At 63.3% G+C, this 18713-nt stretch carries 14 protein-coding genes and 1 pseudogene; 10 read left to right on the forward strand and 5 right to left on the reverse strand.

Annotation, left to right across the window (positions count from 1 at the left end):
* Positions 1-285 (forward strand): annotated as a pseudogene (locus ASE49_RS18490) (arylmalonate decarboxylase); the annotation flags it as partial.
* Positions 286-452: 167 nt separating this feature from the next.
* On the opposite strand, the gene ASE49_RS16320 reads toward ASE49_RS18490, so the two are convergent.
* Positions 453-2840: a putative bifunctional diguanylate cyclase/phosphodiesterase gene (locus ASE49_RS16320; protein ID WP_056774988.1), complete on the reverse strand. Its 2388-nt coding sequence runs from the start codon at positions 2838-2840 to the stop codon at positions 453-455.
* A gap of 135 nt (positions 2841-2975) precedes the next feature.
* On the opposite strand from ASE49_RS16320, the gene ASE49_RS16325 reads away from it, so the two are divergent.
* Positions 2976-4355, forward strand: coding sequence for an L-serine ammonia-lyase (locus tag ASE49_RS16325; RefSeq protein WP_056774990.1), 1380 nt, complete (start codon positions 2976-2978; stop codon positions 4353-4355).
* Positions 4356-4402: 47 nt separating this feature from the next.
* On the opposite strand, the gene ASE49_RS16330 is transcribed toward ASE49_RS16325, so the two are convergent.
* The 4 genes from ASE49_RS16330 to ASE49_RS16345 all read right to left on the reverse strand — a co-directional run bounded on the left by ASE49_RS16330 (position 4403) and on the right by ASE49_RS16345 (position 9087).
* Positions 4403-4861 (reverse strand): GNAT family N-acetyltransferase, encoded by a 459-nt coding sequence (locus ASE49_RS16330; RefSeq protein ID WP_056774994.1) that lies wholly within the window; start codon positions 4859-4861, stop codon positions 4403-4405.
* Between the two features lie 7 nt (positions 4862-4868).
* Positions 4869-6176, reverse strand: coding sequence for a dicarboxylate/amino acid:cation symporter (locus ASE49_RS16335; RefSeq protein ID WP_056775245.1), 1308 nt, complete (start codon positions 6174-6176; stop codon positions 4869-4871).
* 110 nt (positions 6177-6286) lie between these two features.
* Complete coding sequence (locus tag ASE49_RS16340; protein ID WP_056774996.1) at positions 6287-7735, reverse strand: alginate export family protein; 1449 nt, start codon at positions 7733-7735, stop codon at positions 6287-6289.
* Positions 7736-7749: 14 nt separating this feature from the next.
* Positions 7750-9087: a dicarboxylate/amino acid:cation symporter gene (locus ASE49_RS16345; protein WP_056774998.1), complete on the reverse strand. Its 1338-nt coding sequence runs from the start codon at positions 9085-9087 to the stop codon at positions 7750-7752.
* A 355-nt stretch (positions 9088-9442) separates the two neighbouring features.
* Between ASE49_RS16345 and ASE49_RS16350 the strand changes: the two genes are divergently transcribed.
* The 8 genes from ASE49_RS16350 (at position 9443) to ASE49_RS16385 (ending at position 18712) form a co-directional block, all read left to right on the forward strand.
* Complete coding sequence (locus ASE49_RS16350; protein ID WP_235523027.1) at positions 9443-11032, forward strand: sensor histidine kinase; 1590 nt, start codon at positions 9443-9445, stop codon at positions 11030-11032.
* Positions 11029-12354: a sigma-54-dependent transcriptional regulator gene (locus ASE49_RS16355; RefSeq protein ID WP_082456533.1), complete on the forward strand. Its 1326-nt coding sequence runs from the start codon at positions 11029-11031 to the stop codon at positions 12352-12354. Before ASE49_RS16350 ends, ASE49_RS16355 begins: the two co-directional genes overlap by 4 nt.
* A gap of 364 nt (positions 12355-12718) precedes the next feature.
* The gene (locus tag ASE49_RS16360) at positions 12719-12925 is read left to right on the forward strand and encodes a cold-shock protein (RefSeq protein WP_056775003.1); all 207 of its coding nucleotides are present in this window, start codon (positions 12719-12721) and stop codon (positions 12923-12925) included.
* Positions 12926-13019: 94 nt separating this feature from the next.
* Positions 13020-13355 carry a DUF6481 family protein gene (locus ASE49_RS16365; protein WP_056775005.1) on the forward strand — a complete coding sequence of 112 codons (336 nt, stop codon included), beginning with the start codon at positions 13020-13022 and terminating at the stop codon, positions 13353-13355.
* Positions 13356-13380: 25 nt separating this feature from the next.
* A complete protein-coding gene (locus tag ASE49_RS16370; RefSeq protein ID WP_056775008.1) occupies positions 13381-14088 on the forward strand; it encodes a spermidine synthase in 708 nt (235 codons plus the stop codon).
* 128 nt (positions 14089-14216) lie between these two features.
* Complete coding sequence (locus ASE49_RS16375) at positions 14217-16604, forward strand: DUF3772 domain-containing protein (RefSeq protein WP_327195771.1); 2388 nt, start codon at positions 14217-14219, stop codon at positions 16602-16604.
* 62 nt (positions 16605-16666) lie between these two features.
* Positions 16667-17452: a MucR family transcriptional regulator gene (locus ASE49_RS16380; protein ID WP_235523028.1), complete on the forward strand. Its 786-nt coding sequence runs from the start codon at positions 16667-16669 to the stop codon at positions 17450-17452.
* Between the two features lie 219 nt (positions 17453-17671).
* Positions 17672-18712 carry an MlaA family lipoprotein gene (locus tag ASE49_RS16385; protein ID WP_082456544.1) on the forward strand — a complete coding sequence of 347 codons (1041 nt, stop codon included), beginning with the start codon at positions 17672-17674 and terminating at the stop codon, positions 18710-18712.
* Position 18713: the final 1 nt, after the last annotated feature.

Here is an 18713-nt window from a genome sequence, read left to right on the forward strand (position 1 = left end):
ACCGTGAAGCGGGACGCGGCGCTGGAGTGCAAGCGCTGGACCGATATCGCCAAAGTGACGCCTGACACCTTGCGCGACGTGATCGCCCACCTCGATGGCAGCGATGTCGACGCGATCGTGCAGGTCGGCACCAACCTCTCGATGGTCGATCTGGCAGCCGAATACGAAGCGAAGCTGGCCAAGCCGGTAATCGCCATCAACACCGCGACATACTGGCACGCCCTGCGCGCCGTCGGCATCACCGACAAAATCAAGGGCATGGGACGCCTGTTGAACGAATTTTGAGGACGGGCGGCTCACGGCCTTCGAACCGTCGTGAAGGGCCTTGGCCAATATGATGCCTATCGACGCTGCAGCGTTCCCAATCGCGGCAGGCTGCCAATATTCTGGCTGGCGAGATATGTGGTTGGTTCGAAAGGACTGGCGACCCTATTGTGCCACCGCCGCGCCGGTCATCCGGTGTTGGAAAGCTGGTTGATGCCAGACGCAACACCTCGATCTGCGTGCCAGCGATACTGGTGCCGGACCTGCTGCCAAGTGTCCATGAACGTTGGCAGCCGGCCCGCACTCAACGCGCTGCCGAACAGGAAGCCTTGGGCGATGTCACAACCCAGCGCGCACAACTGATCGAGTTGTGCCTGGTTTTCCACGCCTTCGGCCACAGTGCGCACCGACATCCGGCGCGCGATATCGATCACGCCATGCACGATCGCAAAATCGTCCGCGTTCGCGGCATCGAGCTTGGAGATGAACGACTTGTCGATTTTCAACACGTCGACCGGAAACTGCTTGAGATGCGTGAGAGAGGCATAGCCGGTGCCGAAGTCGTCAAGCGCGATCGTCACCCCTTCGGCGCACAGCGTCCTCAGCGCGCGCTCCACGGTGTCCGAGACTTGGCCCAGAAATACGCTTTCGGTCACTTCCAGTTCGAGCATTGAAGGCGGGACGGACGTGGCGTGCAAACGGCTCAGGATGCGTTCGGCGAAATCGTCCCGCTTGAAATCCACCGGCGAGCCGTTGATCGCGATGCGCCCGACGTTTCTTCCCTCATCCAGCCATCGGGTTATGTCCGCTAACACCATGTCGAGCATGCGGTCTGTCAGCTGCGTGGACAGCGCGCCATCGTCGAAGGCCGCAGCTATGGTGTGCGGCGGCTGCAGGCCGCGCTCGTCGTGATTCCAGCGCAGCAGCGCTTCGAACCCCACGACATCGCCGCAGGCCAGGTCGATCTTTGGCTGGTAGAACGGCAGGATCCGGCCCTCATGGATCGCCATGCGGGCTTGGCGCAACATCGTCTTACGGGCTTCAAGGGCATCCCGCATTTCCGGCCGGAAACGTTCGACATCGCCCGCGCCCTTTGCTTTGGCCGCATAAAGCGCCAGATCGGCGCTTTTCAATATCTCTCCGGGCCTGGCGCCATCCGCCGGCCACATCGCGGCGCCCGCACTGACACGTATCTCGATCAGGCTTTCATCGACCGTGATCGGCTGGCTGACTGCCTGAAGTATGGTCCTGACCAAGGCTTCACATTGGACGTCTGGCAGGTTCGGCAGGATCAGCGCAAATTCGTCACCGCCCAACCGGGCTGCCATGGCATCAGGTGCCAGCTGCGCGGTAAGCCGGGCGCCCACGGTCTTGAGGACGAGATCGCCCGCTGCATGGCCCATGCTGTCATTGATGGATTTGAAGTTGTCCACATCGATTACGGCGACGCCTGTCGTCCAGCCGCGTGCAAGCCCCTGCGCCAGCGTTGTTTCCAGCTGTTGGCCGAACCGGGCGCGGTTCGGCAGCCCGGTCAAGGGGTCGTAATACGCTGCGTGCTGGAGCGCGATCTCGGCCGTTACCTGATCGTCGATATCTTCCAGGTTGCCGTACCACTTGAGGATGGTTCCATCGGCATCGAAGCGGGGAACCGATCGTCCGCGTACCCAGCGATAACGCCCGTCCGCCTGACGCAGGCGATAGCGAATGTCGACCATCGGATTGTCTTGCATGCGCAGTGCGGCGTGCCAGGAATCCAGCACGCGTTTCACGTCTTCGGGATGGACGGCTTTGATCCATCCTTCGCCCATGCCTTCTTCAATGCCGAGGCCGGTCATTGCTGTCCAGCGGGCACCTATTTCGCAGATGGACCCATCAGGATCGCTGATCCAGGGGAGCTGCGGATTGAGATCCACCGAATACCGGTGATGCTCCTCGCTTTTTTGCAAAGCGCTCAAAAGTGCGGTCAATTCGGCGCGCGATTGCAGCATCTCGGAAAACGCGGAGTGGTTGGTAGCGACCGTACGCAGGACCACCAGTGCAACCATCACAAATACCAGCCCCATGGCCATCAGGTAGCTGTCACCGGAAAGCAGCAGTCGGAGGATCACCGGCAGAGCGCCGGTGAGCACCACAAGCCGCGCCGCGAGGGGCAGCGCTTGAAGGCAATAGCAGCAGCCCATCGCGCCGAAGAAGATGTACAGCGCGATAGCCCCCGCGCGGGAGGGATCCGCATCGGCAAGAAGCAAAAGCCCCCAGCCCCCGAACAGCAGGCTGATGAGAGCCGCTCCGATCATCGTTCCGCGCATATGCTGGCGCATCCGGTCTACCGAAACATCGCGCCCGCGCCGGCGTATCCAGGTGATGGCCCGTGCCGCGGCCAGCGTGATCAGCACCAGCGGAATGCCAAGCGCCGTGCTGGCGGGCATGTCGCGGCTGGCCACGAACGCCATCGCGCCAGCGTTGATCGTCATCAGCAGGTACATCAAGGGTATCTGGCGCAGCAGATCGCGATACTGCTCACGCAGCACGTTTTCCGACGGATCGATATCTGGCCCTGACCTGTTCACACTGATCACAATGCAATTCACGAGGATGTGCGGAGGGTCGAGCACTAAGGTATAATCGTTAAGATATCGCTCCGCTTACTTGCTCTGGCCGACACTGCAAAAATTGGCATAGTCTTTTGGGCGTAGGCCATTATTGCGTCGGTGATGATCTCCGCGCTCGACTTGTTTCGTATCGGCCTTGGCCCTTCCAGCTCCCACACCGTCGGACCGATGCGGATATGCACCCGCTTTGTGCAGGGGGTGGAGGAAACAGCCGGGCTGGATGCGATCGGCCGGGTGCTGGTGGAACTGCAAGGCTCGCTGGCGTTGACGGGTGAAGGCCACGGCACGCCGGACGCATGCCTGATGGGGTTGAGCGGACTGGCGCCGGAAAACGTCGATCCGCAGCACGCGGTCGACGTCGCGGCCAGAGTAAGGGCGTCCGGGCAGATAGACGTGCTGGGCCGGCACCGGATCGCGTTCGATCCGGCAATGGACCTGATCCTCGATTTCAGCGCCATGCCTGATCTTCACCCCAACGGCATGGTCCTGACCGCGTTCGACACACACGGCGCGCAGATTACCCGGCAGGAATATTTTTCGACCGGCGGCGGCTTTTTCTCCACGCGCCGCCAGCTTGAGCAGCCCGCGCCTGACGATCAGGTCGTGCGCGGCAGGCAGGTGCCCCATCCGTTCGGATCGGGCGCGCAGTTGCTGGAGGTTTGCGCCGGCACCGGGCTGGACATAGCCGGTATCATGCTGGCCAACGAGGGCGTGTGGCGGCCCGAGGCGGAAACGCTGGGCGGGCTGGATGCGGTGGCCGATGCCATGAACCAGTGCATCGATCGTGGGCTGGCACGTGACGGATTTCTGCCAGGGCCGCTCAAGGTGCGGCGGCGGGCACGTTCCATCTACGAAAGCCTGCTGTCGCGCCCGCAGGACAATCAGGCGGAAACGCTGATGGACTGGCTTAATCTGTACGCCATGGCGGTGAACGAGGAAAACGCCAGCGGCGGGCGGGTGGTGACCGCGCCGACCAATGGCGCTGCCGGCATCATCCCCTCCCTGCTGCGGCATTACTGTTGCGAGGGCGGGGCGTTGCAGGTTGCAAGGGCGCGGCGTTATCTGCTGACCTGCGCCGGGATTGGCCTGTTGTATAAACAACGCGCGTCGATCTCCGGTGCGGAGATGGGCTGTCAGGGCGAGGTGGGCGTTGCCTGCTCGATGGCGGCAGCGGGGCTGGCGGCGCTGTGGGGTGGCACGCCGGAACAGGTCTGCGCCGCCGCCGAGATCGGCATGGAACACAACCTGGGGCTCACGTGCGATCCGGTTGGTGGTCTCGTCCAGATCCCGTGCATAGAACGCAACGCCATCGCGGCGGTAAAGGCCGTGAATGCCGCCAAGCTGGCGCTGCATGCCGGTGAAACCCCGCGCGTGTCGCTCGATCAGGTTATCGAGACGATGCGCCAGACCGGCATCGACATGTCCAGCAAGTACAAGGAAACCAGCCAGGGAGGCCTGGCGATCAACGTGGTTGCCTGCTGATCGTTGTCTAACTTGAAACCCCAATGGCTACTGCCAAGGGCGTTGGGTTATAGTGCCAGATGAAGAAATTGGTTGAAGTCGCTCGGCACATAATCGGAGAATGCGGGGCCATTGGTGAAGCCGCGCCGGCTATATAGCGCCAGCGCGGGCTGGAACGACGACCCGCTTCCGGTTTCCAAGCTGAGACGGCGGTTGCCGCGCGCTTTTGCAGCCGCGATGATCGTTTGCAAGATCGCCGCGCCCGCACCTTTTCGAACAAAAGCCGGGGCAGTGCGCATGGACTTAACTTCGCCATTACCGTCCGGGAGCATCTTGAGGGCACCGACGCTGGCGATGTGATCACCCTGCCACGCCGTCCACACTGTTACTTCGGGGCTCAACAAGCCTGACAAATCCAGCGCGAATACGCTACCGGGAGGGGAGCTGGCACGCATCCCTGCAAGATGCAGGGCCAACAGATCACGCGTCGGCTGCCCCGTCAAATCGTCTTCGCGTACCTCGAACATATCGCCGTCACCTTGTCACGCCCATGAGTATGTCATCACGCAGGCCCAGCCGCTGCGACACTATGGTGGGCACTAGGACTTGTCCCGCCACGTTGACCGCAGTGCGGCCCATGTCGAGGATCGGGTCGATGGCAAGCAGCAGGCCCACACCTTCCAGCGGCAGGCCGAGGGTGGAGAGCGTGAGCGTCAGCATCACCACCGCGCCGGTAAGGCCAGCCGTCGCCGCCGATCCGATCACGCTGACGAACACGATCAGCGCATAGTCCGACGGGTGCAGCACCAGCCCATAGAACTGCGCCACGAATATGGCGGATATGGCGGGATAGATCGCGGCGCACCCGTCCATCTTCGTGGTCGAGCCCAGCGGCACCGCGAAGGCGGCGTAGGAGCGGGGCACGCCCATGCGTTCCGTAACTTCTTCCGTCACAGGCATGGTGCCCACCGACGAGCGGGACAGGAAACCGATCTGGATGGCGGGCCATGCCACGGCGAAAAAGCGCAGCGGGCTGATCCGGTTGAGCAGCAGCAGGGCCGGGTAAACCCCGAACAGGACTAGCGCCAGTCCCAGATAGACCGCGCCCGCGAACGCGCCTAGTGCCGAAAGCGCGTCCCAGCCGTAATTGATCACGGCATCCGCGATCAGCGCGGCGGACCCCAGTGGAGTCAGCGCGATGAGCCAGCGCAACAACTGGCGCAGCACGAGGTTGGCCGAGGTCATGAAAGTCAGGAACGGTTCGGCCTTTTCGCCCACCCGCACCGCACCCGCGCCCACGGCGACCGCGGCGATGATGACCTGCAGCACGTTGAACGACACCGAGGTGGTCGCGGCCCCGCCCTCTATCTTCGTGGCAGCGGACAATCCCAGGTAGTTTGCGGGCACCAGTCCTTTGAGGAAATCCAGCCACCCGCCCACAGATGCCGGCGTCTGTGCCGCGCGTGGATCGATGCCGGCGTGCAGGCCCGGCTGGATCAGCACGCCCAAGGTAATGCCGATCGACACCGCGATCAGCGCGGTAAGGGCAAACCAGCCCAAGGTGTGGACCACCAGCCGCACCGCATTGTCCAGTCCGCGCAGCGCCGCCACTGACGCAACGATCGCGGTGAACACCAGCGGTGGCACCAGCGTGCGCAGCAATTGCACGAATATCTGCGCCACAGTGTGGAACGTGGCGATCGCGCCGCTGGCAAACGGTCCCGCAGGGTCCAGTTGGCGCACGATCAGCCCGGCGCTCAGGCCGATGATCATGCCCAGCAGGACCTGGATGCCGAAGCCCGGAAGCCACCGGCGGCGCGAAGTTGGATTTTGGGAAGACATGGGTTGTGCGAACGTCATGCGCTGGCCCCGCGTTCCCGTCAATCAGGCGGGACAGGCAAGAAATACTGCCCGGCCGGCAAGGTCCGTTTGTTCGCTGCCCGCCCGCTCGCTCAGAACCGGAAGCTGATCCAGCCCGACAGGAAATCGGAACTGCGATAGGCCGCGTCTGTCAGCGCTGGTCCTGCGGCCAGATGCTCGAAACGCCCGGTGAAGGACAGGCGCGGCGTGACCGCCCACGCCAGTTGCATACGCGCTACGTCGGCCACCTTGCGCGCATGAAAGTTTTGCGTGCCGGCAAAAGGCTGGCCGTTGGCCCGGTACACAGCATCGTTCACGTTATCGCGCCATACGAACTCGTATTCGGCCAGCAACCGCGCGTTCTTGAATGGGGCGAAGCTGAAATTGGGCGTCACCGCCACGAGGTTGGAAGGCGTCAAATACAGCTGATAGCTGAAATAGATGTTGTTTCCGAACGGGGCATACGCATTGCGCAGCTTGCCATCGCCATACCCGCCGCCGCCGCTGGCATAATCGACATGAAGGCCCACGCGCGGCCCGGTCTTGCTGGCACCCAGGCGGTAGCTTTGCGCCAGAAAACCCTGCCAGGCGGAAATGTCCTGGTTGATGTAGTAGCCCCACTGGCGGTTCACCGACCAGTCGATCTGCAGCGGGCCGACGTCACCGCGCAACCAGCCGCCCAGATAATAGCGCTCGGACGGCCCGATCCGGCCACCCCATGCGCCTACCTGGTTTCGCCTGCGCCAGAAGAAGGTGTCAAAGGCGAGAGTGTTTCCGCCCAGCCACGTCTTGGGCAGCACCACGCCAACGGTCGCACCGGAAAAACGACGTGCCGGATCGCTGATATCGTCTGCGAACTTGTCCTCACCGTAGGACGTAGGCCGAAAGTCGAAGGCGCCGAAGCGCAGCGTCTTGCCGCGCGCATAGAAGCGCCAGCCGTTCAGGGTGTAGCGGATCGTGTTGTTATCACGCTGCGATACCAGGATGTTCGGCCCGTCGACGAATTCCTGCCGCCCGTACCGCACGCCGACATCCATGCCGCCAATGTTCACCATGCCTTCTGCGAACGATTGCTGGATCACCAGATCGTTGCGCAGGCTGGTGCTGGGTACGCCAAGGTTCCGGCCGCCCAGGCCGCCATGCGCCACTTCGCCGTAGAAGCGCAGGTGTTCGCCGACATGCAGATCTGCCCCGCCAACGATGCGGGTGATGTCCTGGCGCTGCGCCTCGGCGTCCCGCAGGTTGGGGTTGGTGGTTTCGTTGACGCGCAGCCGCAGTTCACCTGACAGCGTGATGTAGACATCGCCGGCGTCGTTGAGCGGCAGATATTTCAAGCGGTCCAGCGGGTCGTCGCGCTTGTCGGCATCCGCCATGGAGGTCCAGTCCTCGGCCCAGCGCGACAGGGAGTAGCCGCCGGTAACGGCACCGTCACCGTTGAACGCCTTGGGGTAGGCTCCGTCTGCGCTGTGGGCCAGCGCCGGCAGTCCGGCGAGGGCGAGCGAAAGGGTGGCGGCGCCAAGCCGCGCGGTCGCGAAGCTCATGACAGGTGCCTTGCTTAGGCCGCCGGAGCGGGGGTGGGGGCGGCAAGAACGGCGTCGGGCAATGGCCGCCCGGCCAGCGCCGCGTCCAGCTGCGCATGGTCCAGCCGTCCTTCCCAACGCGACACCACGATCGTTGCCACCGCATTGCCCACGAAGTTGGTCAGGCTGCGACATTCCGACATGAAGCGGTCCACGCCCAGGATCAGCGCCATGCCTGCCACCGGGACCGAGGGGACGATCGACAATGTGGCGGCCAGCGTGATGAAGCCTGCACCGGTGACGCCTGCGGCCCCCTTGGACGAGAGCATCGCTACACCCAGCAGCAACAGTTGCTGGCCCAGTGTCAGGTCCACATTGCAGGCCTGCGCGATGAACAGGGCCGCCAGCGTCATGTAGATGTTGGTTCCATCAAGGTTGAACGAATAGCCGGTGGGCACCACCAGACCGACCACCGCCTTGGGGCAGCCGGCGCGCTCCAGCTTTTCGATGAGCGCGGGCAGGGCGCTTTCCGATGACGACGTGCCCAGCACCAGCAGCAGTTCCGCCTTGAGGTAAGCGATAAGGCGAAAGATCGAAAAGCCGCACAGCCGCCCGACGATGCCCAGAACCACGAAGACGAACAGCAGCGAGGTGGCATAGAATGTCGCCACCAGTTGGGCGAGGTTGGCAAGGCTGCCTACACCATACTTGCCGATCGTAAACGCCATCGCGCCGAACGCGCCGATCGGGGCGGCCTTCATCACGATGGAGACCAGCTTGAACACCACGATCGACACTTCGTCGAGCAACGACAGCACTTTCGCGCCGCGATCGCCGATGGAGGCAAGGGAAACGCCGAACAGGATCGCCACGACCAGCACCTGCAGGATGTTGTCCTGCGCCAGCGCGGACACGAGCGTGTCCGGGATCATGCCGTTCAGAAACCCGACCAGCGTGGTTTCATGTGCTTTTTGCGAATACTGGACGATCTTGCCGGCATCGAGCGTGGCGGGATCGATGTTGAACCCCGCGCCGGGGCGCACCACGTTCGCCACGATCAGGCCGATGATCAGCGCCAGCGTGGAGAAAAACAGGAAATAGGCGAACGCCTTGAGCGCCACGCGGCCGACGGAACCCAGGTCTCGCATGCCGGCGATGCCGGTCACGATGGTGAGGAAGATCACCGGCGCGATGACCATCTTCACCAACTTGATGAACATGTCACCCACCGGCTTCAGGCTTTCGCCGGCAACCGGATAGAAGTGGCCCAGCAGGACGCCAGCGGTGATCGCAACGATCACCTGCACGTAAAGGTGGGTGTACCAGCGCCCTGGCGCGGTGTGGCTGGCGGGAATGGTCGGTTCATAGTGCATGCGAAAGCCCTGTCATCCTCTCAGACCGGTCCCGCCCTAGGCGGTACTCGTTCAATGCCGGCAGAGTGCCCGCGCTTTCGCTGCGCGCAAAGGAAAAGCGCGTAACCAGGAAAATGTATATTTGTCAATAGTATAATTAGATAGATCGACCGTCCATGTGCAAGATGTTGCCCGCTTTCTGGTCAAGGTGTGCCAAAAGTTGCACATGCACGTGCTTGTCGATACATGGATCCGCATGGTCCGGGCACGAACCTTTCTCTCGCTTATTGCCGCGCTTGCATGCGCCGTAACGGCGGTTTCCGTCACCGGAGCGGTGATGCGCCGGGAGCTGACAGCGCGCTTTGCGGCGCAAACGATGGCTGACGTAAAATTGCGGCAGGCGTTGCTCGCCAGCGAGGTCGCCCGGTTTCGGCTGTTGCCGCTCGCGTTAGGGGACGACCGGGATCTGGTGGCGACTGTGCAGGGCAAGCCGGGCGCGCGGGCGGTGATGAACGCGAAGCTGGAGCATCTGGCGCGCGATGTCGGCGCTGCGGTCATCTACGTCATTCGCGGCGATGGTTTGACCCTGTCGGCCAGCAACTGGCGCGACCCGCACAGCTTCATCGGCAGGAATTACGGATTTCGTCCCTATTTTCATGATGCGGTAGTGCGCGGGGAGGCGGAGCAGTTTGCGCTGGGCACCGTCAGCGGCAAGCCTGGCTTGTATCTGGCCCGCCGCGCAGCCGGGGGCAGCGTGGTGGTGGTCAAGCTGGAGTTCGACCGGGTGGAGGCGCAGTGGCGGGCTGCAACGGGCGTCACGTTCGTAACCGACCGGGACGGCGTGATCGTCGTCACCAGCCGGCCCGCCTGGCGCTTTGCCCGAACCTCTGCGCTTACACCGACCCAGGCGCGTACTGCCCGTGAGCGGATCGGCGTTCCCGCGCTGGCTGCCACGCCGTTCACACGAATGGGTCACGGTCGCATCGCTATCGCCGGCACGCGCGGCGAATGGCTGCTGCTGTCTACCCCGCCGGATGCAAGCGGATGGCGCGCGCATCTCGCCTTGCCCTTGCGCCAGGCGGTCGACGCACAAGTGCGCATTGCGCAAGGTCTGGCGGCATTGGCCGTGCTCGCGCTGTTCGCGGCCGGAGCGCTCTTGCAAAATCGCCGCCGTCGCCGGCGCGAGCGCACGTTGCAGCTGGAAAGCGCGGTGGCGGAACGCACGGCGGACCTGCGCCGGGAAATAGACGAGCGGACCGCCGCCGAACGTCAGGCCGCGCAAATGCGCGAAGGGCTGCGTCAGGCCAATCGCCTGGCAACGCTTGGCCAGATCACCGCCAGCGTCGCGCATGAAACCGCACAACCCGTAGCCGCGATCCGCAACTACGCCGCCAGCAGTCAAAAGCTGCTGGACCTTGGCGCAAACCGGGATGTGCGCGAAAACCTCCAGGCCATCGATAGACTGGCCGGCCGCATCGGCGAAGTCACCGCAGAGCTTAGGGGGTTTGCTCGCAAGGGAAGCCGCGCCGGGGGCCCGGTGCCGCTGGCAGAAGTGGTGGACGGCGCCTGCCTGCTGCTCAAGGAAGGTCTATCCCGCATCGCATTTGAGCGGCCCGCGATCACCCCGGACCTGATGGTGCTGGGCGGTCATGTGCGGTTGGAGCAGGTCTTCGTGAACGTGTTGCAAAACGCGCTCGAAGCGCTGGCCGACAGCCCGACTCCGCAGATTTCGATGACGGCGGAGTTGGATGGGGACGCAGTGCGCGTGCTGGTGTCTGATAACGGCCCCGGCATCGCGCCGGACGTTGCCGAGAGACTGTTCACGCCCTTTGCCACCAGCCGCGCGTCCGGCCTGGGCCTGGGGCTGGTAATCGCCAAGGACATCATGGAGGATTTTGGTGGTGCTCTGGGTCTGGCGCCGGCATCGCACGGCGCGTGCTTCGCCATCTTGCTGAGGCGGGCATGAGCACAATGGCGAACGCGCGGCACGTCGCTCTGGTCGACGATGACGAGGACATGCGCCGGTCCACCGCGCAATTGCTGCGACTGGCAGGCTTTGGCGTGGAGGTGTTTGCGGGTGCCGGCGCGGCCCTTGACGCCATCGGGGCGGATTGGCCGGGGATCGTCGTTACCGACGTGCGCATGCCGCATGTCTCGGGGGTCGAATTGTTTCGCACCCTGCACGAACGCGATCCCGATCTTCCGGTCATTCTGGTTACTGGGCACGGCGATGTGGCAATGGCGGTCGATGCGCTGAAGGCGGGGGCGTGGGATTTCCTTACCAAGCCGTTCGATCCCCAAGCGCTTGTTGCTGCCGCCGATCGCGCGTCCACGGCGCGGGCGCTGGCGCTGGACAACCGGCGGCTGCGGGCGGCGGCGCAGGACGAGGAGCCTTCAGGGCTGGTCGGCCAGTCCGAGCCGATCCGCCGCCTGCGCGCGATGATCCCCACGCTCGCCAATGCCGACATCGAGGTGTTCATCGAGGGCGAGACGGGCACCGGCAAAGAACTGTTCGCCAGGCTTGTGCACCGCGCCGGAAAACGGGCGCGCCATCGCTTCGTGTCCGTCGCTTGCGCAGGTCTGCCCGAAGCGCTGGAAGACGCATTGTTCCTGCCCGGCCGGGAGGCGAGCATTGCTTCGGCAAATCGCGGCACGCTGTTTCTGGACGATGTGGACCAGGCCTCTCGCCGTCTGCAGACGCGCTTGACCGCGCTGCTCGAAGAACGGACCTTGCGCGGACCGGGCGTGCGTGAGCCGCTGCCCCTGGACCTGCGGGTGATCGCGACAGCCGGCGCGGGCGAAGGCGTTGCCGGCGATCTGATCGCGCCCGGGTTGCTGTATCGGCTTACGGCACTGCGTTTTCGCATGCCGCCACTGCGTGAACGGCGTGAGGACGTGCCGGCGTTGTTCGCGCATCTGGCCGGCGCTGCAGCCCTGCGCCTGCGTCGACCTTTGCCGGTCATCACGGGCGCTATTCGCGCGCACCTTGCGAATTACGAGTGGCCGGGGAATGTGCGCGAGTTGGCGCATTTTGCGGAACGGGTCGTACTTGACCTGACCGATGCGCCGAGCGGGGTCGCCAGCCCGCAGCCGGGCCATGCGCCATCGGAATCCCTGCCGGAAAAACTGGACGCGTTCGAGCGCGAAACGATCATTGCGGCGGTGCTGGCGGAAAAAGGTGAAATTGGCGCTGCGATCGCGCGTCTGGGGGTGCCGCGCAAGACCTTCTATTACAAGGTCAAGAAGCACGGCATAGATCTGACAGCGCTACGCAGGACTGCCAAATAGCCCGAGATAGGCATAAAACACGACGTTTTCACGGAGAAAAAGACCCGGCCATCACGGGAGGGGGGAGGGGTGGAAAGACGGCCGGGCCTTGGAAAGTCTGCTTACGTTTTGTTTGCATTGGTAACATCCTGCCACCCATCCAGTTCCCGGACGATAGCCATTTCCGTGGCCTGGCGCGCAGTTTCTTGGCGTTCAGTGCCAGCGGCCCGTGACAATGCAGGGCAAGCATGCTACAACTTTCATTGCTGACGTCGCCATCGACGGATTCGGGCCGCTCAGCCGTTCCCTTGTCCATAAGTTGCTTCAAGACGCCGGGTCGCGCCACGTTGGCGCACACCTGCTAATACAGACAAGGAATACGTCTATGATTACCGGAACCGTCAAGTTCTTCAACGCCGACAAGGGCTATGGCTTCATTGCACCCGAAACCGGCGGCGACGACGCTTTCGTGCACATTTCGGCGGTTGAGCGCGCCGGCCTGCGCACCCTCGACAAGGGTCAGCGCGTGTCTTACGAGCTCGAGACCGATCGTCGTGGCAAGACGTCTGCAGTGAACCTGCAGGCAGCCTGATCCACGTCGATCTGGCGGGAGCGGTGCGGGAAGGCGGCCTTCGGGTCGCCTTCCCCCGCTTCGTCGCGATATCAAGAAATTCAGGTAGCAGGTAATGGCAGGATACAAGGAACCGGGTGTCGAGGATCGGCGCAATGCCGCCGCGCAGGCCCGTGCCAAGGCGCTGGCCGCGCTGAAGGCGAAAGCCCCGATCGACCCGGCAGTGCAGGCGGAACGCATCGCCAAGGCCGAAGCGCGTGAAAAGGCTCAGGCCGAAAAGCGCGAAGCCGTGAAGGCAGCCCGCGAAGCCGCGATTGCTGAAAAGGCAGCGGAAGCCGAACGCGCGGCGCAGGCCGCCGCCGCCGCAGCGCCGCCCCCCGAACTCACCGAAGAAGAACGCAAGGCTGCGCGCGATGCGCGTTATGCCGCGCGCAAGGCACGCAGGAAATAATCCTGCCGGTCAGAAAGGTGTTCCGATGACGGGCAATACTTACGCTTCGTTATCGGAAGACCAACTCGTCGCGGTTGCACAGGTGCCGGATGGCGTGGAATTGCGCCTCGTGCGCAATGGCGATGATTTCGCGATCCTGCTCGACCGTAACGAGCTGATGAGCACCGACCTGTACGCTTCGGAAGAAGCGCTTGCCACGTTGACTTGTTCCCGTCTCATTGATCGCGTTCGTCCGCAGTTGCTCATCGGTGGCTACGGCATGGGCTTCACCCTGCGTGCAGCGCTTGAGGTGCTGGGCAGCGAGGCGAGTATCACCGTTGCCGAGCTCGTCCCCGAAATTATCGAATGGGCGCATGGCCCGATGCGGCGGTTGACCGCAGGCTGCCTCGACGACCCGCGCGTGTTGTTGGTACAGGACGATGTTGCGATGCTGATCGACGCCGCGCGCGAAGGCTACGACGCGATCTTGCTCGACGTGGACAATGGGCCCGAAGGGTTGACCCGGCGCCCAAACGACTGGCTCTATTCCGAAAACGGACTGCAATCGGCCAAAGCGGCGTTGCGCCCGGGCGGCATTCTTGCCGTATGGTCCGCCACGCCTGACAAAGTCTTCGCGGACTTGCTGGCAAAGGCCGGTTTCACCGTAGAGGAAGTCCCGGTGGAGGCCAGGACCGGCGACCGGCCCGGCGGCGAAGATCCCGAGCATCTCGTGTGGTTTGCCTGCAAGCGCTGAGGCCGGCGCAACGCGCAGGGCGTAAGCCATGCCAATTTGCGGCTTGCGCTGTGCAGCAACCCCGGTTTTAAGGCGCTTTGCTTCCTGTTGCGAGACACGTCATCCTGCGCCCTCTGATTTTCGCTGCGTTGATCGCCCTGGCCGCACCAGCCGTTGCGGATACAAGGACAGCGGAAAACCCGGCCACCGTCATCAATCAGGCCGAACGCGATCTGCGCGATGTGGACGGTGCGCTGGACAGCCGGGTGGACCCCGATGTTCGCGCGGCCCTGCGCGCCAAAGCCGCTGCGGCGCAAGACTCTCTGGAAACGGCGCAAGGCGATCTTGATGATCAGATGACGCTGGTGGACGCGCGTCTGAGCGGTCTTGGCACGCCTACGCCCGGCGTCTCCGAGGCGCCGGAAATTACCGCCCAGCGCAAGACGTTGGCGAGCGACCGTGCAATCCTGGATGCAGCGGCCAAGCGCGCCAAGCTTGCGACCGTGGAAGCGCAGCAGCTGCTTGACGAGATCGACCGCACCCGGGCGCAGCAGTTGAACGCGCGCTTGTCTACCCGGACCTTGTCGCCCCTCTCGCCGGCGTTCTGGTCCGATCTGCTCGAAGCCTTGCCGCGTGACGTGCGCCGCATCGGCCTGTTCGCGCGGCAAGGCGGTGAGCAGATCCGCAGCCAATGGCGCGGGGGCATACCTTGGCAGGCGTTTGTGGGTGCCGCGCTGGCGTTCATCATCACGTTCCCCGTCAGGATCGTCGGGCGCAATCTGGGGCAACGGTATCTGATCGGCAGCGCTCCGGGGCACCGCATCCGTCGCCAGCTTTATGCCTTGTGGCGCACGCTGATCGGCACCATTGCCCCGTTGCTGGGCGCGGCCAGTGTCGTGCAGGGCTTTCGTTGGGCGGGCCTTTTGCCGCAGCGGTGGGACACCTTGCTGGACGGTTTCGTGGCGTCAGTCGGCTTCGCCGCCTTTACCGTCGCCCTGTCGGGCGCAATCCTGATGCGCGGCCAGCCGTCCTGGCGGGTTGCCCCACTCACTGACGAGACGGCCGACCGGTTACGAGCGCTGTCCTGGCCGCTGGGGCTGATCGCATTTGCCAGTGGCCTTGGCGATGCGGCGATACGGGCGATCGGCGCCAGCGGCGCCACCACGATCGGTTGGCAGATGGCCGAGGCACTGGTCCATCTGGTCTGGGTTGCCACCGCTCTGGTCATCATGGGCCGATTGCGGGCACTGCGGGCCGAACGCGAGGAGGCGGACGGCATTACGCCGGGCGCCGGCATCGCGGCGGCAACACTGCTGGCCTGGGCGCTGGTTATCGGCGCGCTCGTGTCACTTGCCACCGGCTATGTCGCGTTCAGCCTGATCGTATCGCGTATGATCATCTGGGTCGCCATCCTTGGCGGGGCCTTGTATCTTTTGCTGGGCACCGCAGACGATGCGGCGACGGTGCTGTTCCATCGCGATAGCCGGCTTGGCGTTACGCTTACGCGTAGCGTCGGGGTGCGGGCCAGCTTTGTAGATCAACTCGGCGTGCTGATATCGGCGGTCGTTCGGCTGGTGCTGGTATTGCTGGCGCTGGGCCTTGCGATGTCCCCGTTCGGCGGAGGAGAGGGGCTCGCCAGTATTGCCGGTCGTATCCGGGATCTGAGCACTGGTTTCGAGATCGGCGGGGTCACCATCTCGCCCGGCGCGGTACTGCGGGCCATCATCGTATGTGCCGTTGGCCTTGCCATTGTACGCGCGTTCATGGGCTGGCTTGAAAAGCGTTACCTGCCAGCCACTGACCTTGACGGATCCGCCCGTAACTCGGCAAGTCTGGTGGCGCGTTACGTTGCCTTGTCCATCGTCATCATCTGGGCTCTGGCCGCGATGGGCATCGGGGTGGAGCGCATCGCGCTGCTGCTTTCGGCACTGTCCGTCGGTATCGGTTTTGGTCTTCAGGCCATTACCCAGAACTTTGTTTCAGGGCTTATCCTGCTGGCCGAACGCCCCATTAAGATCGGGGACTGGGTGCGCGTTGGCACCGATGAAGGGGATGTGAAAAGGATCAGCGTGCGATCCACCGAAATCACGCTGCCCGATCATTCGACATTGATCGTTCCCAACTCCGAACTGATTACGAAAAGCGTGCTGAACAAGACTTTGTCCAGTCCGCTGGGCCGTATTCAGGTGCAGTTTTCCGTCCCACTGGAGGTGGATGTAGATACGGTGGCCGGCATCGTGCTGCGGGTGTTCGAGGCGCAACAAGCGATCATAGCGGATCCCGCCCCGGTGGCCTACGTGGATTCCATTGCGGACGGGCGGATTATGTTCAACTGCTTTGCGCACGTCAATTCGCCGCGCGAAGTATACCGCACGCGCAGCGCGGTACTGCTGCAGCTGCTGCGCAACTTTGGCGACGAAGGCATAGATATCGGCACCGTTCCGCAACGGCTGGAATTGGCGGCAGGCAACTATTTTCCGGGCGAAGATCCCGGCGCAAAAGCACGCCAGGCCGACGACGAACAATCCAAGACATAGCCCGATCAAGGTCGGATTGCCTGGAATGGATGTGCGGTACTGGTGTTTTTGCGTGTTTGCCGTTGGCGTCCCAGCATTTAGGCTTGATTTGCTGTCACGGAAGTCGAATGATTGTGCCGAAAATAAAAAGGGCGACAATGATGTCTGAAACCGAAAGTGCATCCGATATCGCGGCGCTGACCGTTCAATTGCTCAGCGCATATCTGGCCAACAATACAATCGCGTCGGATGATCTGGCTGGGCTGATCCGGTCCACCCGCGCGGCGCTTACCGAAGAGGCCGCTTCGCCCGTATCAGAACCGGCAGCCCCTACGTATACGCCGGCAGTATCGGTTCGTAAAAGCCTGGCGTCGCCCGATCACATCATCAGTCTCGTCGATGGTAAGCCTTACAAAACCCTCAAGCGTCACTTGGCAACGCATGGCCTGACCCCCGCCGAATATCGCGAGCGCTACGGCCTGCCAGCAAGTTATCCGATGGTAGCCCCCACGTTTGCTGCCCGCCGGCGCGAGATTGCGGAGAAGATCGGTCTTGGCGGGCGGCGCCGGACAGCGGTTGCTCAGTCTGCGGCTGCGGAGGTTCCGGCAGCCCCTCCTGCTCCCGCTAAATCTCCCAAGCTGGCGCGCAAGGCACCTGCGGCCAAGGCGGATGGTGCCAAGCCCGCGGCCGCAAGCACGCCCAAGGCAGAGCCTGCCGCTTCGGTTAAGGCAAAGCGGGCCAGCAAGCCATCAACCCAGGCCGCAGCCGCACCTTCTGCAAAGAGCGCAGAGGCTGCATCAGGCGACAAAGTTGCAGCACCCGGCAAAGCCAAACGGATGGCACGGGCACCAAAAACCGCATCGTCCTGATCGTAACTGATCGAAAGCCTCGCGGCGGCGGGGCTTTCGCGCGGGGGCTGATGGCGCAATCCGTTACAACTGAGCGACACGGGTTGCAATTGACGCCAAACGCTGTTGCGCCTAGCGCGTCCAAGATGCTCATTTCGCAATGGGTAACTGTGCGGCTTAGGCGTTACGTAGACGGCAGCGATTCCGATTGTGGAAAAGGCTGCCCGCAAGGACGACGATATGAGTTTGACGGCCGCCGCTGTCACGTTGCTGATGAGTGCCGCCGGCCCCGCTCCGGACGCAGTAACCAGGACTACGCCTACCACCCCGATCGTGACATTGCCGGTGTTTCAGGGGACGTCGACGGATATCGTGCCAAGCGCCTCGCCGGGCGGCTCGGTACTGCCGGATCCATCCGCATCATCCGCGATGCCGCCGCTTACCACCGCTGCAACGGAGCCGGCTACGCAGGGCTCTGACATCATAGTCATGCGCCGCAAGCCGCCACCGCCCGGTGACCCGCTTGAGCGGGTGAACGAGCAGTCGTTCAAAGCGGTGCAGGCGGTAGACAGTGCGCTGATCGGACCTGTTGCTGAAGTCTACAACAAGGGATTGCCTCGCCCGGTCCGGCAGGGCCTGCGCAATTTCTTCTCTAATCTCAATGAACCCGTGGTGTTCGTTGCATATCTGCTTGAGCTGAAGCCCGGCAAAGCCGCGGAAACAGCGGGGCGCTTCGTGATCAACACCACGTTGGGTATCGGCGGCTTGGTGGACCGCGCCAAGCGCAAGCCGTTCAACCTGCCATTCCACCAGAACGGTCTTTCCAACGTCCTTGGCTACTACGGCGTCGGGCCGGGACCCTATATGTACCTTCCGCTTGTCGGCCCAACCACGTTGCGCGATATCATCGGCGACACAGTAGACAATGCTCTGGTGCCTGCCCTCGTTGGCAAACCGTTAACCGAACCTGCTGTGGTCATCCCGATGTCCATCCTCAATCAGCTTGGCGAACGCGCAGCTTTTGACGAAACGCTCAAGGATATTCGTGCGCAAGGTAATCCTTACGCCTATTATCGCGATCTGTACCTCAAGCAGCGCAAGGCCGAAATCGATGCGTTGCACGGCCGGGTGACGCCTGACCCGATCCAGGTCTACGGCCCTGGCATGCCTACTGCGGGCAAGAAGGGCGGCGCGCTTGACGGCGGGTCGCAATCCACGCCAAACCGGCCGGGCGCCGTCGATGGTCCGGACAAGCCACCGGTGAATTCCGCCAAAAACTGAC

Origin of the sequence: Novosphingobium sp. Leaf2 (genome assembly GCF_001421325.1) — a bacterium.
Lineage (GTDB): Bacteria > Pseudomonadota > Alphaproteobacteria > Sphingomonadales > Sphingomonadaceae > Novosphingobium.

Bases quoted from the DNA above. Each gene is read 5' to 3' on its own strand.
- ASE49_RS16355 (WP_082456533.1), top strand. From the start codon at position 11,029: ATGAGCACAATGGCGAACGCGCGGCACGTCGCTCTGGTCGACGATGAC.
- ASE49_RS16370 (WP_056775008.1), top strand. From the start codon at position 13,381: ATGACGGGCAATACTTACGCTTCGTTATCGGAAGACCAACTCGTCGCG.
- ASE49_RS16335 (WP_056775245.1), bottom strand. From the start codon at position 6,176: ATGTCTTCCCAAAATCCAACTTCGCGCCGCCGGTGGCTTCCGGGCTTC.
- ASE49_RS16385 (WP_082456544.1), top strand. From the start codon at position 17,672: ATGAGTTTGACGGCCGCCGCTGTCACGTTGCTGATGAGTGCCGCCGGC.
- ASE49_RS16360 (WP_056775003.1), top strand. From the start codon at position 12,719: ATGATTACCGGAACCGTCAAGTTCTTCAACGCCGACAAGGGCTATGGC.
- ASE49_RS16325 (WP_056774990.1), top strand. From the start codon at position 2,976: ATGATCTCCGCGCTCGACTTGTTTCGTATCGGCCTTGGCCCTTCCAGC.
- ASE49_RS16340 (WP_056774996.1), bottom strand. From the start codon at position 7,735: ATGAGCTTCGCGACCGCGCGGCTTGGCGCCGCCACCCTTTCGCTCGCC.
- ASE49_RS16330 (WP_056774994.1), bottom strand. From the start codon at position 4,861: ATGTTCGAGGTACGCGAAGACGATTTGACGGGGCAGCCGACGCGTGAT.
- ASE49_RS16345 (WP_056774998.1), bottom strand. From the start codon at position 9,087: ATGCACTATGAACCGACCATTCCCGCCAGCCACACCGCGCCAGGGCGC.
- ASE49_RS16350 (WP_235523027.1), top strand. From the start codon at position 9,443: ATGGCTGACGTAAAATTGCGGCAGGCGTTGCTCGCCAGCGAGGTCGCC.
- ASE49_RS16365 (WP_056775005.1), top strand. From the start codon at position 13,020: ATGGCAGGATACAAGGAACCGGGTGTCGAGGATCGGCGCAATGCCGCC.